At 59.5% G+C, this 13842-nt stretch carries 15 protein-coding genes; 3 read left to right on the plus strand and 12 right to left on the minus strand.

Going from position 1 to position 13842, the window contains the following annotated elements; genetic code table 11:
- Window positions 1-51: 51 nt before the first annotated feature.
- Window positions 52-705: a COG3650 family protein gene (locus AB4N41_RS14905; protein WP_130902004.1), complete on the minus strand. Its 654-nt coding sequence runs from the start codon at window positions 703-705 to the stop codon at window positions 52-54.
- 137 nt (window positions 706-842) lie between these two features.
- Here AB4N41_RS14905 and AB4N41_RS14910 point away from each other — a divergent pair, with 137 nt between their 5' ends.
- Complete coding sequence (locus tag AB4N41_RS14910) at window positions 843-1190, plus strand: hypothetical protein (RefSeq protein WP_252877606.1); 348 nt, start codon at window positions 843-845, stop codon at window positions 1188-1190.
- A 4-nt stretch (window positions 1191-1194) separates the two neighbouring features.
- Here AB4N41_RS14910 and AB4N41_RS14915 read toward each other — a convergent pair whose 3' ends face one another.
- On the minus strand, window positions 1195-1794 hold the full coding sequence (locus AB4N41_RS14915) for a short chain dehydrogenase (protein WP_252868912.1): 600 nt from the start codon (window positions 1792-1794) through the stop codon (window positions 1195-1197).
- A 104-nt stretch (window positions 1795-1898) separates the two neighbouring features.
- Between AB4N41_RS14915 and AB4N41_RS14920 the strand changes: the two genes are divergently transcribed.
- Entirely contained in the window at window positions 1899-2813 is a 915-nt protein-coding gene (locus tag AB4N41_RS14920) for a LysR family transcriptional regulator (RefSeq protein ID WP_252877607.1), read from the plus strand.
- A 98-nt stretch (window positions 2814-2911) separates the two neighbouring features.
- Here the strand turns inward: AB4N41_RS14920 and AB4N41_RS14925 are convergent, their stop codons facing one another.
- The 9 genes from AB4N41_RS14925 to AB4N41_RS14965 form a co-directional block, all read right to left on the minus strand.
- A complete protein-coding gene (locus AB4N41_RS14925; protein ID WP_252877608.1) occupies window positions 2912-3388 on the minus strand; it encodes a DoxX family protein in 477 nt (158 codons plus the stop codon).
- Window positions 3385-4143 carry an HvfC/BufC N-terminal domain-containing protein gene (locus AB4N41_RS14930; RefSeq protein WP_252877609.1) on the minus strand — a complete coding sequence of 253 codons (759 nt, stop codon included), beginning with the start codon at window positions 4141-4143 and terminating at the stop codon, window positions 3385-3387. The genes AB4N41_RS14925 and AB4N41_RS14930 overlap by 4 nt, the downstream gene beginning before the upstream one ends.
- Window positions 4140-5027 (minus strand): MNIO family bufferin maturase, encoded by an 888-nt coding sequence (gene bufB, locus AB4N41_RS14935; protein WP_252877610.1) that lies wholly within the window; start codon window positions 5025-5027, stop codon window positions 4140-4142. Before bufB ends, AB4N41_RS14930 begins: the two co-directional genes overlap by 4 nt.
- 25 nt (window positions 5028-5052) lie before the next feature.
- Window positions 5053-5358 carry a BufA1 family periplasmic bufferin-type metallophore gene (locus AB4N41_RS14940; protein ID WP_016771358.1) on the minus strand — a complete coding sequence of 102 codons (306 nt, stop codon included), beginning with the start codon at window positions 5356-5358 and terminating at the stop codon, window positions 5053-5055.
- A 291-nt stretch (window positions 5359-5649) separates the two neighbouring features.
- Complete coding sequence (locus tag AB4N41_RS14945; RefSeq protein ID WP_003222380.1) at window positions 5650-6351, minus strand: ABC transporter ATP-binding protein; 702 nt, start codon at window positions 6349-6351, stop codon at window positions 5650-5652.
- Window positions 6352-7119 carry a high-affinity branched-chain amino acid ABC transporter ATP-binding protein LivG gene (gene livG / locus AB4N41_RS14950; protein ID WP_016771357.1) on the minus strand — a complete coding sequence of 256 codons (768 nt, stop codon included), beginning with the start codon at window positions 7117-7119 and terminating at the stop codon, window positions 6352-6354.
- A complete protein-coding gene (locus AB4N41_RS14955; RefSeq protein WP_016771356.1) occupies window positions 7116-8372 on the minus strand; it encodes a high-affinity branched-chain amino acid ABC transporter permease LivM in 1257 nt (418 codons plus the stop codon). Before AB4N41_RS14955 ends, livG begins: the two co-directional genes overlap by 4 nt.
- The gene (gene livH / locus AB4N41_RS14960; RefSeq protein ID WP_016771355.1) at window positions 8369-9292 is read right to left on the minus strand and encodes a high-affinity branched-chain amino acid ABC transporter permease LivH; all 924 of its coding nucleotides are present in this window, start codon (window positions 9290-9292) and stop codon (window positions 8369-8371) included. Before livH ends, AB4N41_RS14955 begins: the two co-directional genes overlap by 4 nt.
- A gap of 229 nt (window positions 9293-9521) precedes the next feature.
- Window positions 9522-10649: a branched-chain amino acid ABC transporter substrate-binding protein gene (locus AB4N41_RS14965; RefSeq protein ID WP_016771354.1), complete on the minus strand. Its 1128-nt coding sequence runs from the start codon at window positions 10647-10649 to the stop codon at window positions 9522-9524.
- Window positions 10650-11000: 351 nt separating this feature from the next.
- On the opposite strand from AB4N41_RS14965, the gene AB4N41_RS14970 reads away from it, so the two are divergent.
- Window positions 11001-11306: a DUF2288 domain-containing protein gene (locus AB4N41_RS14970; protein WP_016771353.1), complete on the plus strand. Its 306-nt coding sequence runs from the start codon at window positions 11001-11003 to the stop codon at window positions 11304-11306.
- Window positions 11307-11588: 282 nt separating this feature from the next.
- On the opposite strand, the gene AB4N41_RS14975 is transcribed toward AB4N41_RS14970, so the two are convergent.
- Window positions 11589-13787 carry a hypothetical protein gene (locus AB4N41_RS14975; RefSeq protein ID WP_236168012.1) on the minus strand — a complete coding sequence of 733 codons (2199 nt, stop codon included), beginning with the start codon at window positions 13785-13787 and terminating at the stop codon, window positions 11589-11591.
- Window positions 13788-13842: the final 55 nt, after the last annotated feature.

Consider the following 13842-nt stretch of genomic DNA (forward strand, 5'->3'; position numbering starts at 1 on the left):
TGAAGGCGGCGATTATAAGCCGCCGCGAGCGGATCCGTGGGGGAAAAACGATCAGTCGTTACGCGCGCCGCCGAAATAGCCGCAGCCGCGCTGGACCTGGCCGTCGATACGCAACTCGGCGCTCATATGCTGCACGCTGCCGGTGCTGCTGTCGACGCAGCGCTGTGGCGCAACCCACAATTCGATGCGCTGGTTGTTGGCTTCGCTGCTGAGATTGAAGCGGCCGTCGCCCAGTTGCTCTTCCACATACGGCACGGCGAGTGGAGCCTGGCCGTCGCGCTCGATGACCATGCCTTTGCCGCTGACCTTGACGTTCCATTCCGGGCCATGGCCGGCAGCGCGCAGGATCAGCAGTTTGAAATTCGGATCGTCGCAGGCCGTGCCCGAGCGCTCGACGCGATACAACTGGCCGAGGTCGAGACGGTCGCCGGAGACCTTGCCGCGCACATCGGCAAACAGCTTGCCCTGCTCGTCGGCAAGGGTGGCGGCCTCTTGCAGGACGCTGGTGCCGCCGATGTCGTTGACCACCAGTTGCCGCTGCTCCTGGCACGGCTGGAACACCAGTTTGCCGTCGGCGGCGGTCAGTTGCCCCTGCATGCGCGTCTGTCCGGCATGGGACACACTTTCACGCTGGCCGTCGAACAACTGGCAGGCGGCAAACATCGGCAGCAGGGCAACGAGGACGAACGAACGGGCAACACGCATCTTTGGCTCTCCAGACAAGTGCTGCCACGTTACGCAGGCTGAGTGCCTATCACAAGGTCTGGTCTGCCACTATTGAGTCGGGCGTGGGAGCATCGCATAGTCTCTTGCACGTTTTTTGATAGATCAGGGAGTGTTAAATGAGATGGAAAATTGCGCTGTTGCTGTTGGCATCTGCAAGCGCTGTCAGCGTCCAGGCAGCCGATTTGGCTTTCTCTTCAGGGGTTGATTTCACAAAGATGGTAATGCTGCTCAAGGATGATCAGGGGCCTAATCCGGATCTTGTCGAACTATCCCTGGTGTTGACACCCGTAGCCACTGCGAGGGCTAAGGCAATCAGTCATGAGGCGATGGGCCAGCCATTGAGTCTTTCGATCAACGGCCAGCACATTTCCACGGCGACAGTGCGATCCGAGCTGGGCGGGGAGTTCAGGATCTCTATGTCGCGGTCTGTCGCCAAACGGCTTTTACCTACCTTGATCGATTAATCATTCAGGCCACGTGAAACGTCTGCCCTGTTTGCAATCCTTCGACACTTTTCGCGTAGGCCAATGCCACTTCCGCAGCAGGAACCGGCTTGAAGCCACGGAAGTAGGGCGCGTATTTGCCCAGGGCTTCGGTCAGTACGGTCGGGCTCACCGAGTTCACCCGCAGGCCACGCGGCAGTTCGATGGCGGCGGCGCGGACGAAGCTGTCGATGGCGCCGTTGACCAGCGCTGCCGAGGCACCGCTGCGAATCGGGTCGTGGCTGAGCACGCCGGTGGTAAACGTGAACGAAGCGCCATCGTTGGCGTACTCGCGGCCGATCAGCAGCAGATTGACCTGACCCATCAGTTTGTCTTTCAGGCCGAGGGCGAAGCTGTCCTCAGTCATGTCGTCCAGCGCTGCAAACGTCACGTTGCCCGCCGCGCAGATCAGCGCATCGAACTTGCCGGTCTGTTCGAACAGCTTGCGGATCGAGGCGCTGTCGCTGATATCCACTTGCAAGTCACCGCTGTTACGACCGATACGAATGACCTCGTGGCGTTGCGACAATTCTTTGTCCACCGCTGAGCCGATGGTGCCGCCTGCGCCTATCAACAGAATTTTCATCGAGCTGTACCCCATGTGTGTGAATGAGGTTTCAGTCTAGGGTGGTTTTTTCAGCGGATAAGCGCACTAATAGGCAACCTTTGGTTTTCAATTGGAAACAATCCATGAGCGAAATGGATGATCTCGCTGCGTTCGCCGTACTGAGCGAGGCCGGCAGTTTTACCCTTGCGGCGCAGCAGTTGGGCTGCAGCAAGGGCCAGTTGTCCAAACGCATCAGCCAGCTCGAAGCGCAGTTCGGTGTGGTATTGCTGCAACGCACCACCCGGCGCTTGAGCCTGACGGCGGCGGGGGCGGCGCTGCTGCCGCAGGCACAGGCGCTGGTGGTCCAGGTCGAACGCGCACGGCAGGCTTTGGCGCGGTTGAAGGACGACATGGCCGGCCCCGTGCGCATGACGGTTCCGGTGTCGCTCGGCGAGACCTTTTTCGATGGCTTGCTGCTGGAGTTTTCCGGGCAATACCCGGAGGTGCAGATCGAGCTGGAGCTGAACAACAGCTATCGCGATCTGTCGCGCGATGGCTTTGATCTGGCGATTCGCGCCGAAGTGGCCAATGACGATCGGCTGGTGGCCAAGCCGTTGTTGGCGTGGCACGAAATGACCTGCGCCAGCCCGGCCTACCTCGAGCGCTTCGGCGAGCCGGCGACGCCCCATGCCTTGGCCGAGCATCGTTGTCTGCTCAACAGCCATTACAGCGGTCGCGAAGAATGGCTGTATCACCAGCAGCACGAGTTGTTGCGGGTGCGGGTATCCGGTCCATTTGCCAGTAATCATTACAGCCTGTTGAAGAAAGCAGCGCTGTCCGGCGCCGGCATCGCCCGTTTGCCTTCGTATCTGCTGCAAGCGGAACTGGCGGACGGCCGCTTGCGCTGGTTGCTGCGCGATTACCAGACCCGACGGATGCCGATGTATCTGGTGCACCCGTATCAGGGTGGTTTGCCCAAGCGCACGCAGGTGTTGGCGGATTATTTGATGGGCTGGTTCAAGCGCAGTGGCGAGGCGCTGGATCGACTCCAGCGCTGACACCGAACCTTTGTAGGAGCTGCCGAAGGCTGCGATCTTTTGATTTTTAGAAGCAAGATCAAAAGATCGCAGCCTTCGGCAGCTCCTACTGTTTCAAGTCAGCCTTGGCATCGGCGGGCAATCAGCTGATCGATCGACAATTTGCCCGGCCCGGTCGCCATCAGGTACAGCAACACCGCCGCCCAGGTGCCGTGGGTCGGGTAGGCATCCGGGTAGACGAACAGTTGGATAGTCAACGTCATGCCGAGCAATGCCAGCGCCGAAAACCGTGTGGCGAAGCCGAGCAGGATCAGTAGCGGAAACACATGCTCGGCAAACGCCGCCAGATGCGCGGCAATTTCCGGCGACAGCAGCGGCAGGTTGTACTCGCTCTGAAACAGCGGAATCGTCGAATCGGCCAAACGTGGCCAGCCCAGTTCAAAAGTGCCGTCAATCAAATCGACGGCCAGTCCTTCGACCTTGGTTTGCCCGGATTTCCAGAACACCGCAGCGATGGAAAAACGCGCGATGAAGGCAATCAGGCTGTGGGGGATTTTTTCCAACAGCGCGATGACGCGCGGGATAAAAGCGTTCATGGCAACTCCTTGTAATTCAGCTGGGTGATCGCGTTATGCGCAATCAGTAAAGCGAGGGTTTGGGCGAGATCGAACGGCGGGCTGTTTTCTGCCGCCGCGAGCAGTGGCGAGCCCTGGAGCAGATGACCAATGAACACGCTCGCACCCGCCTCAAGAGCGAACACCTCAACGTCGAGACCGTTGCGCAGCACCAGGGCATGCTGGCCTTGATGGAGGCCAATGCCCGCCAGACTTGGCTCCTGCTGATGCGCGGCCCAGATCGCCACCACCGCGAAAGCAGAGTCGAGCAGGTGCAGCGAGGGATGCAGTTCGAAACACAGTTCACTCAGCGACTGCGGATCGGCCAGCGCGGCACTGACTTGTTCAGGCCGGATCGGCTGCGCATCGGCGGCGTGGTAGGCAACAGTACGCAAGTGCTCCAGTCGCGCGACGTCTGCGACATAAGGCACGCCGGCAATGGGTTCGAATTGTGCGATGAAGTCGGCGAAGTCCTCGCCATAGAGGCTCATCAACGGACTGTGAGGCGGCTGACTCTGGACGAAAATCGCCGCCATGGCGCGGAAGAATTCCTCGCCGACCAATTGCAGCACCACCGGATAACTGTCGGCCAGGGCATTGATCAGCGAGCTTTGCACGTTGTTGCGATAGACCGCGAAACGCCGCGACGGATCAGCGCCATTGCGGCTGCACAGGCCCTTGGGATGCGGCAGTTGCGCATTGAGCAGGGCGGCGGCGAAGTCCGCTTGCGTGCTCATGCCGCACGCTCCGCGCGGCGCAACAGCGTCTCGGCTTGCTGCGCTTCGGCGAGCAAGACGTCGAAGGCCGGCACCTGATTATCGCGTTCGATCAACGTCGCCACCGGGCCGATACGTTGCAGCACTTGCCGGTACAGATCCCAGACGGCCTGATCAACCGGCGCGCCGTGATCGTCAATCAGCAAGCGGTCGCCAAGGTTGTCGCAATCTTCAGCGAAGCCGGCCAGATGAATCTCGCCGACCGCGTGCAGCGGTAACGCGTCGAGATAGGCCAAAGGATCGCGCTGATGATTGATGCACGACACGTAGACATTGTTGACGTCGAACAACAAGCCGCAGCCGCTGCGGCGGATCACTTCGGCGATGAACTCGGCCTCGTCGATCGTCGAGTGCTCAAATCCCAGATAGGTCGCCGGGTTCTCCAACAGCATCGGTCGTTTCAGAGTGTTCTGCACCTGGTCGATGTGCGCACAGACGCGGCTCAGTGTCGGCGTGTCGTAAGCCAGTGGCAGCAGGTCATTGAGGAACACCGGGCCGTGGCTCGACCACGCCAGATGTTCGGAAAAGGCTTGCGGTTGATAGCGCTCGATCAGCTCGGCGAGGCGTTTGAGGTGCTGGCTGTCCAGCGCGCCTTCGCCACCGATCGACAGCCCCACGCCGTGCAATGACAGCGGGTACTGTTCGCGAATCAGACCGAGAAAATGATGAAACGGGCCGCCGGCCACCATGTAGTTTTCGGCGTGGACTTCGAAGAAGCCGAGGTCAGGTACGGAGCCGAGCACTTCGAGGAAGTGCCCGGTCTTGAGCCCCAGCCCGGCGCGGGCAGGGAGCTCGGTGCGAGCTGCCTGAGTGCGCGGCAGGGACGGTTCGTGATGACTGAACATGGGCGTCACTCAGGCAGGACGTGGATCAGGACTTGGCTTTGAAGGCTTCGAGCTGACCGAAACCGGTCGGCGAGGTTTTGCTTTCGGTGGTGGCGCAGGTGCCTTTCGGAACGAGCTTCCAGGCGTTGGCCTGATAGTCCATTTTCGCCGTGCCGGCGCAGGTAGTCCCGGCACCTGCGGCGCAATCGTTCTTGCCCTTCATGGCCACGCCGAAGCATTTTTCCATGTTGGCATCGGCGGCCTGGGCGGTGGAGACAGTGGCGATGCTCAGAGCGGAACCGAGGGCCAGAACCAGGGCGGTAGCGGACAGGGTACGGGTAGTCGCAGTCATGATGTTTCTCCAGGTTTATCAGGGTTTCTGCAAGTGCTGTTGCGCTTGCTTGTCCCTCTAGAGAACGGGTGGGGGGATGCGTTACAGGTGGGGCGAGAAATTTATTAAAAATTTCGGATTCAGCAGTATCCCTGTGGTAGCGAGCCTGCTCGCGAAGGCGGTGTGTCAGGCACCATTAACGTCGAATGACAGACCGTTTTCGCGAGCAGGCTCGCTCCCACAGGGTTACCTTGGTGGTGCTCAGGAAACAAAAAACGGCCCGAAGGCCGTTTTTCTGTGCAGCGATAACACTCAACCGCCGAGGTACGCCTCGCGCACTTTCGGATCGGTCAGCAGCGCTTCACCGGTGCCTTGCATGACCACGCGGCCGTTCTCCAGAACGTAGGCGCGGTCAGCGATTTTCAGTGCCTGGTTGGCGTTCTGCTCGACCAGGAACACCGTCACACCGTCCTTGCGCAGCTGTTCGATGATGTCGAAGATCTGCTGGATGATGATCGGCGCCAGACCCAGCGACGGCTCGTCGAGCAGCAGCAGCTTGGGCTTGCTCATCAGTGCACGGCCGATGGCGAGCATCTGCTGTTCACCGCCGGACATGGTGCCGCCGCGCTGGTTGAAACGCTCTTTCAGGCGTGGGAAAAGTCCGAGGACCTTGTCCATCTGTTCCTGATAGTCGCCCTTGTCGGTGAAAAATCCGCCCATCGACAGGTTTTCTTCCACGGTCAGACGGGCAAACACTCGACGACCTTCCGGGACCACGGCGATGCTCTTGCGCATGATCTGCGACGAGTCCTGGCCGACCAGTTCCTCACCCATGTAGCGGATGCTGCCGCTGTGCGCCTGCGGCGAACCGCAGAGTGTCATCAGCAGCGTGGATTTGCCGGCACCGTTGGCGCCGATCAGCGTCACGATCTCGCCCTGACGGACTTCGACGTTGACGCTGTGCAGGGCCTGGATCTTGCCGTAGAAGGTGGAAACGTTTTCGAACTGCAGCATTTACGCTTCCCCCAGGTAGGCTTTGATCACTTCAGGATTGTCGCGGATCTGTTCCGGCGTGCCGTCGGCCAGCGGTGTGCCCTGGTTGATCACGACGATGTGGTCGGAAATGCTCATGACCAGTTTCATGTCGTGTTCAATCAGCAGCACGGTGACGTTGTGCTCTTCGCGCAACACACCGATCAGCGCCTTGAGGTCTTCGGTTTCCTTCGGGTTCAGGCCGGCGGCCGGTTCGTCGAGCATGAGGATCCGTGGGCGGGTCATCATGCAGCGGGCGATTTCCAGACGCCGTTGCTGGCCGTAGGCGAGGGTACCGGCGGTGCGGTTGGCGAACTCTTTGAGGTTGACCTTTTCCAGCCAGTACTCGGCAAATTCCATCGCCTCGCGCTCGCTTTTGCGGAAGGCGGGGGTCTTGAACAGGCCGGACAGGAAGTTGGTGTTCAGATGACGGTGCTGGGCGATCAACAGGTTTTCGACCGCAGTCATGTCCTTGAACAAACGCACGTTCTGGAAGGTCCGCACCACGCCTTTGAGGGCGATCTTGTGGCCCGGCAGGCCTTGGATCGGCTCGCCGTCGAGCAGGATGCTGCCGCCGGTAGGCTGATAGAAGCCGGTCAGGCAGTTGAACACGGTGGTCTTGCCGGCGCCGTTCGGGCCGATCAGGGCAACCACCTGTTTTTCCTTGACGGTCAGCGCCACGCCGTTGACCGCCAGCAAGCCGCCGAAGCGCATGCTCAGATTTTCGACTTTAAGGATCTCCCGGCTCATTTGCGCAACTCCATGTGTGGGCGTTGCATCGGCAGCAGACCTTGTGGACGCCAGATCATCATCAGCACCATCAGCGCACCGAACATCAACATGCGGTACTCGCTGAACTCACGCATCATTTCCGGCAACAGGATCATCACGATCGCCGCCAGAATCACACCCAATTGCGAGCCCATGCCACCCAATACGACGATGGCAAGGATGATCGCCGACTCGATGAAGGTGAACGACTCCGGCGTTACCAGCCCCTGACGTGCAGCGAAGAAGCTGCCGGCGAAACCGGCGAACGCAGCGCCCAGGGTGAAGGCGGAGAGCTTGATCACGGTCGGGTTCAGGCCCAACGCGCGGCAGGCGATTTCGTCTTCACGCAGTGCTTCCCACGCACGGCCGATCGGCATGCGCAGCAGACGGTTGATCACGAACAGCGCGGCCAGTGCGAGCAACAGCGCAACCAGGTAAAGGAAGATCACCTTGTTGATCGAGTTGTATTGCAGGCCGAAATACTCGTGGAACGTCTGCAGGCCTTCGGCGGCTTTGCGCTCGAAGGTCAGGCCGAAGAACGTCGGTTTTTCGATGTTGCTGATGCCGTTCGGGCCACCGGTGATGTCGGTCAGGTTACGCAGGAACAGACGGATGATTTCGCCGAAACCCAAGGTCACGATCGCCAGATAGTCGCCGCGCAGACGCAACACCGGGAAGCCCAGCAGGAAGCCGAACGTCGCCGCCATCAGGCCGGCAATCGGCAGGCAGATCCAGAAGCTCAAACCGTAGTAATGCGACAGCAGCGCGTAGCTGTAGGCGCCGACGGCGTAGAAACCGACGTAACCGAGGTCAAGCAGACCGGCCAAACCGACGACGATGTTCAGGCCCAGGCCGAGCATCACGTAGATCAGGATCAGCGTTGCGATATCCACCGCGCCACGGGAGCCGAAGAACGGCCAGACCAGGGCGATCAGAATCAGCGCAATGATGAAATAGCGCTGGGTGGTTGGCAGGGTCAGAAAGTTGCTGGCCTTGGCCGGGATCAGCGGCATGCCCGGCGAGGAGCGCCAGGCCTTGCTGATCTGCTGGTTGAACAGCACGCGCAAGAACATCAGCACCGAGCAGATCGCGATGGTCGCGAGTACCGCAGGGCTGGTGTTGTGCACTTCCAGATTGATGCCGACGATGGTCAGTTTCAGACCCAGTACCGGGTAGGCCACCGCCCACACCAGCAAGGCACTGAACAGTGCCTGTTTAAGATTCCTAGTCATACTTTCTCAACCTCCGGACGGCCCAGAATGCCGGTCGGACGGAACAACAGCACCAGAACCAGCAGGCCGAACGCAACGACGTCCTTGTACTGGTCGCCGAAGATATCGGCACCGAACGCTTCCGCTACACCGAGCACCAAGCCGCCGAGCATTGCCCCGGGGATGCTGCCGATGCCGCCCAGTACCGCAGCGGTGAAGGCCTTGAGGCCGACGAGGAAACCGGCGTTGGGGTTGATCACGCCGTATTGCATGCTCAGCAGCACCGCAGCGACCGCCGCCAGCGCAGCACCGATGACGAAGGTCAGGGCGATGATGTTGTTGGTGTTGATGCCGAGCAGGTTGGCCATCTTGATGTCCTCGGCACAGGCGCGGCAGGCGCGGCCCAGGCGGGAACGGGAGATGAACAGGGTCAGGCCGAGCATGGCGATCAGGGTCACCACGAACACCACGATCTGCATGTAGGAAATCAGCACTTCTTGTGCGCCACCCGGACCGAAGGCGAAGTTGCCCGGGATCAGGTTGGGGATAGCTTTGTCCTTGGAGTCTTGCGCCAGCAGAACGGTGTTCTGCAGGAAGATCGACATACCGATGGCAGAAATCAGCGGGATCAGACGGTTGCTGCCGCGCAGGGGGCGGTAGGCGATCCGTTCGATGCTGTAACCGTAGGAACTGGTGACGACGATGCTGGCGATGAACGCCGCGGTCATCAACAGCGGGACACTGTCGAGTCCCATCATGGTCAGCCCGGCGATGGCGATGAAGGCCACGTAGGAACCGATCATGTACACCTCGCCGTGGGCGAAGTTGATCATTCCAATGATGCCGTAGACCATCGTGTAGCCGATGGCGATCAGGGCATACATGCTGCCAACGTTGAGGCCGTTAACCAGCTGTTGGAAGAAGTGATAGAGGTCAGGCATTACAGCGCTCCTAAAAACCTGTACGCATTTCACTGGTGGAGTCATTTTCCCGCCCGGCCCCGTGGATCTCTATCCACTTCGAATCCGGGTTTTGCCAGCGAACCGCTGATGACGGTTTTGAGATTTTCAGGTGGGTCGACTGGCGGATCACGCCAGCGCGGCCCATACATTCGCAAAACAAAGCCCACGGCACGCCGTGGGCTTTATTGGCAGTCAGTCGGGCAAGGCCTTACTGAGGCGAAACTTCGGTTTTAGGTTTGCCGTTGTGCCACTCGTACACGACAAATTTGAAGTCCTTCAGGTCGCCCTTGTCGTCGAAGCTCAGGTCGCCGGTCGGGGTCTTGAACGAACCGGCGTGGATGGCTTCAGCCACTTTGGTCGCGTCTTCGGACTTGGCCGCCTTGATGCCTTCGGCAATCACGGTCACTGCCGAGTAGGACGGGAACACGAACGGACCGCTCGGATCTTCCTTCTTGGCTTTGAACGCGTCAGCCAGGGCAACGTTGGCCGGATCCTGGTCGAAGGATTTCGGCAGGGTCACCAGCAGGCCTTCGGACGCGTCCTTGGCGATCTGGGTGATCGAGTCGTTACCCACGCCTTCCGGACCCATGAAGCGGGCTTTCAGGCCTTTTTCCTGAGCCTGACGCAGGATCAGGCCCAGCTCCGGGTGGTAGCCGCCGTAGTAGACGAAGTCGACGCCGGCTTGCTTGAGCTTGGCGATGATTGCGGAGAAGTCCTTGTCGCCAGCGTTGACGCCTTCGAAGACGGCAACCTTGGTGCCTTTCTTCTCAAGGGTCGATTTGACGGCGGTGGCAATGCCTTCACCGTACTGCTGTTTGTCGTGCAGCACGCCAACCACTTTCGGTTTCACGTGATCGGCGATGTAGTTGCCGGCGGCAGGGCCTTGGGCGCTGTCGAGACCGATGGTGCGGAAGATCATTTTGTAGCCACGGGCGGTGATGTCCGGGCTGGTGGCAGCCGGGGTGATCATGATCACGCCTTCGTCTTCGTAGATGTCCGAAGCGGGCTGAGTGGAGCTGGAGCACAGGTGACCGACCACGAACTTGACGCCGTCGTTGACGACCTTGTTCGCTACCGCTACCGCTTGTTTCGGATCGCAGGCATCGTCGTATTCAACGGCTTCGAGTTTCTTGCCGTCGACGCCGCCCTTGGCGTTGATCTGCTCGATGGCCATCTTCGCGCCACTGAACTGCATGTCGCCGTACTGGGCTACTGGACCGGTTTTAGGACCGGCGATACCGATTTTGATGGTGTCAGCTGCGAACGAATGGCTGGCAACCCCGGCCAGAACCATAGCGGCAAACAGTTTGGAAATCTGCTTAGTAGCCTTAGTCATAGTGCTCCACTCTTACTGTTGTATTTTTTAGAGTTCTGGCGCCGTAGCAGCAGAACCGGGTCAGATATCTTTGCGATACCCTCCGGAAAATGCCCCGGCAACTGTACCGGTACAGTGTAGAGCGCCGCTTGATCAACTGGGAAGCGGGCGCCACGGGGCAAAACTTGGGGGTGTCGCATTTTTGAATGAAAGAGACAGAATTGCGGCGGGGCAATCGGGGGCATATATCCCAAAAGGCAGCATTCCCTGGCGTTCCTGCTCTTTTCGTTCGGTGCAGCGATTTGCAACCGGGTTTTTCTGACGGACCACCGACGTTATCATTCGCGTCGATTTCTTTTCCGGACAGCTCCCATGAATCAAGAACCTAGCACCCTCTATGCCAAGCTGCTTGGTGAAACGGCATCTATTACCTGGAAAGAGCTGGAGCCGTTCTTCGCCAAGGGTGCCCTATTGTGGGTCGACCCTGACCTGGATTTGATCGCCGCCGCTGAGGCCGTGGCCTCGGATGAAGGCGAGAAAGTCGCGGCCTGGCTGGCCGACGACAAGGTCGCCAAGCTGTCTGAAACGCGGGCGCTGGATATTTTCGAACGTGATCCGCAGCTGTGGGCCGTGGTGGTTTCGCCGTGGATTCTGATCCAGGAAAGGGCGGCCGTTTAATTGCCTGCACTCTTTTGGTGCCTCGATTGCCGCGCCGCAAGTGTGTAGCGGAGTAGCGTGATGGCACCTTGCCGTGGAGAATCGCCACGCCTCACGGTGACGTAAACGTAACGGGAACAGTTTATTGAGCGGCCTGAGGGTTGCTTAATTGTTTCTGGATGTTCGTAAGCTGAATTTGTCGGTGAGGTTGAGGGCGCCTTCGCGAGCAGGCTCGCTCCCACACCGGAATGCACTTTCCTGTGGGAGCGAGCCTGCTCGCGAATGGAGCGACTCGCTGCTGGATCAGACCGAGAACGTCTTCCCGGTATGGTTATTCAGCGAAATGACCTTGGTTTTGCCAATCCGGTGGCGGTAGATCTCGCGCAGGTACTTGATCGACTTCTTCACGCAATCACGCGACAGGCGGATGTCATTGATCGAGACGAACTTGTCTTTATCGTTGATCAGCTCGCGATACTTTTTCTCGTACATCGGTTTGATCGCGTACCAGTTGGTATCGAGGATCTTCGCCGGGTTCTCGAATTCGTTGAGCAGGTCGTCGATCCGCTCCTCGTCGAAGTCTTCCTGAATGATGAAGTCGAGAATCGAGTTGTCCAGCGTTTCGTCGAAACGGTACGGGTTCTTCGCGAAGCAGCGCTTGATGAATGCCACGATCAGTGTGAGGAAGTCGTCCGACAGGCACGGGCTCTTGGCGATCAGGGTGGTCAGCGACAGGTTGGCCGAAGCGCCGATCACCAGCGCGTAGCGCTTGAGCGTGGTGTTGGGGAACAGGCTGTTGAGGTGGGTCTTCAACCGGTTCAGATCCATGTACGACAGTTTGTAGTCTTTCGGCAGCGAGACGATCGAGACCACCGACGAGCAATTCTTGAAGAAGTGCAAATCGTGCAGCGCGGCGGCGTCGTAGCCGGAATTCTTGTACTGCTCAAGCGAAGCGCGATAACGCTTGGATTCGATCGGCAGCAGGCTGATGCCTTCGATGGCCTGAGTGACCTTGTTGAAGTGCGGCAGGTCGATCGAACGGAAGAACAGGTCGTCGATGTTCAGGCGCTGCGGCTCTTTATCGAAGACCTTGAACTTGTCGCTGCTCGGCGGCGGGGTTTCCGGCACCACCGATTCAGCGTAGGCAATCGCCACCGGCCCGGCCAGACTCATGAACAGGTCGTTGGCGTCCAGGCGGATGGTTTCGCCGATGTCGATGCCGGCGCGGCGGAAGTAGTTCTGGTCGTAGTCAGTAGTGACTGCCTGCGCCGTCAGAATATTGAAGATCTGCTGCGAGATGTACTGGTTGGCGTGCTTCTCCATGGCATTGACATCAATGTTCTGGATATTGCCGTCATCGCTTTCTTCGGCGTAACGCATGATGTCGTTGGAGATCAGCATCATCGCGTTCCACGGGCGGATACGTCCCATCACGCTGGCTTCGCTGCTGTCTTCGTTGGCGAAGTTGTAGGAGAAATCCCATTCCTCCGACAGGTATTTGCACAGCAGGCGCCCGGCGTTGATGTGCAGCGCTTCGGACATTTCGCTGCGGTGGTCGGAAATGTTCGGCAGCACGCAGATGCCGCTGGTGAAGATCGGCTCAAAGACAAACGAATGGCCGCTCTTGCCGTCATGCTCGTCCATCGGCTTGGTGTCGAAGGTCTTGTTCATGTACGAGTGCTGCTGCGCCAGACCGAACTCCGAGGCCATGCCCGAACCGGTACCGCCGCCGGCACTGAAGATCGAGAAATACAGGCGCGACTGGTTGGCCTTGATTCCGCAGCTGTCGATCAGGTACGAGTGGATCATTTTCCAGTCGGGGCTGGAGAAGCGCTGGGTGTCCTTGTTGAGGATGATCTTCGCCAGATACTGGCCGAGGATCGGCGCGTTACCGGCGCCACCGGCGTGGACTTCGGACAAGTCCATGATCTTCATTTTGCTGTAGTCGCGCAGGAAGCCGCTTTTCTCGCCCTTGCGCGAGAAACGGATGCGCCCGGCGATGTCCTTGTCGAGGTCGCCAAGCATCACCAGCGGTTCGACCAGAAACACCGGTTTGGTCGATTTGCTGGTGCCGATGCGCAGATTGTTCTTGATCCACTGCGCTGGGCTGTAGCCCTTGTCGGCCAGACGCCGGTCGGTCGGGCGGTCTTCGTTGTTGAATTCGTTGAGGTAGAACTTGCGCGCGTTGTACACCAGCTCCGCCACGTCGAGGGCGATGTTGGAGCCGCAGCGACCGAGGCCGATCAGGCACACCGAGGGAAATTCCTGGTCGTTGTGCTGCTCGTTGTCGCCTTCCTGATGCGCCGGGCGCGGGAACACCGAATCGCGCAGGCCGTCGAGGTTATCGAGGATGCGGTCAGTGTTGGTTTCGGTGAAGTACAGGTATTGCTGGGTCGACAGCGGACGCGAAGGCGGCGTCGGTCTGGATAATGACGCGCTGTTCGCGGCGGGGCTCAGGGTCAGATCGGCTGTTGCACTGGCGGGGTTGTTTTTAGAGGTCATGGTGCGCCATTTACCTGGACTGGGTTGGCCCGCCGAACAGTGCCGGCGAACCTCA

The sequence above is a fragment of the Pseudomonas sp. S2_A10 genome (assembly GCF_054668465.1).

Bases quoted from the DNA above. Each gene is read 5' to 3' on its own strand.
- AB4N41_RS14905 (WP_130902004.1), bottom strand. From the start codon at position 705: ATGCGTGTTGCCCGTTCGTTCGTCCTCGTTGCCCTGCTGCCGATGTTT.
- AB4N41_RS14910 (WP_252877606.1), top strand. From the start codon at position 843: ATGAGATGGAAAATTGCGCTGTTGCTGTTGGCATCTGCAAGCGCTGTC.
- AB4N41_RS14915 (WP_252868912.1), bottom strand. From the start codon at position 1,794: ATGAAAATTCTGTTGATAGGCGCAGGCGGCACCATCGGCTCAGCGGTG.
- AB4N41_RS14920 (WP_252877607.1), top strand. From the start codon at position 1,899: ATGAGCGAAATGGATGATCTCGCTGCGTTCGCCGTACTGAGCGAGGCC.
- AB4N41_RS14925 (WP_252877608.1), bottom strand. From the start codon at position 3,388: ATGAACGCTTTTATCCCGCGCGTCATCGCGCTGTTGGAAAAAATCCCC.
- AB4N41_RS14930 (WP_252877609.1), bottom strand. From the start codon at position 4,143: ATGAGCACGCAAGCGGACTTCGCCGCCGCCCTGCTCAATGCGCAACTG.
- bufB (WP_252877610.1), bottom strand. From the start codon at position 5,027: ATGTTCAGTCATCACGAACCGTCCCTGCCGCGCACTCAGGCAGCTCGC.
- AB4N41_RS14940 (WP_016771358.1), bottom strand. From the start codon at position 5,358: ATGACTGCGACTACCCGTACCCTGTCCGCTACCGCCCTGGTTCTGGCC.
- AB4N41_RS14945 (WP_003222380.1), bottom strand. From the start codon at position 6,351: ATGCTGCAGTTCGAAAACGTTTCCACCTTCTACGGCAAGATCCAGGCC.
- livG (WP_016771357.1), bottom strand. From the start codon at position 7,119: ATGAGCCGGGAGATCCTTAAAGTCGAAAATCTGAGCATGCGCTTCGGC.
- AB4N41_RS14955 (WP_016771356.1), bottom strand. From the start codon at position 8,372: ATGACTAGGAATCTTAAACAGGCACTGTTCAGTGCCTTGCTGGTGTGG.
- livH (WP_016771355.1), bottom strand. From the start codon at position 9,292: ATGCCTGACCTCTATCACTTCTTCCAACAGCTGGTTAACGGCCTCAAC.
- AB4N41_RS14965 (WP_016771354.1), bottom strand. From the start codon at position 10,649: ATGACTAAGGCTACTAAGCAGATTTCCAAACTGTTTGCCGCTATGGTT.
- AB4N41_RS14970 (WP_016771353.1), top strand. From the start codon at position 11,001: ATGAATCAAGAACCTAGCACCCTCTATGCCAAGCTGCTTGGTGAAACG.
- AB4N41_RS14975 (WP_236168012.1), bottom strand. From the start codon at position 13,787: ATGACCTCTAAAAACAACCCCGCCAGTGCAACAGCCGATCTGACCCTG.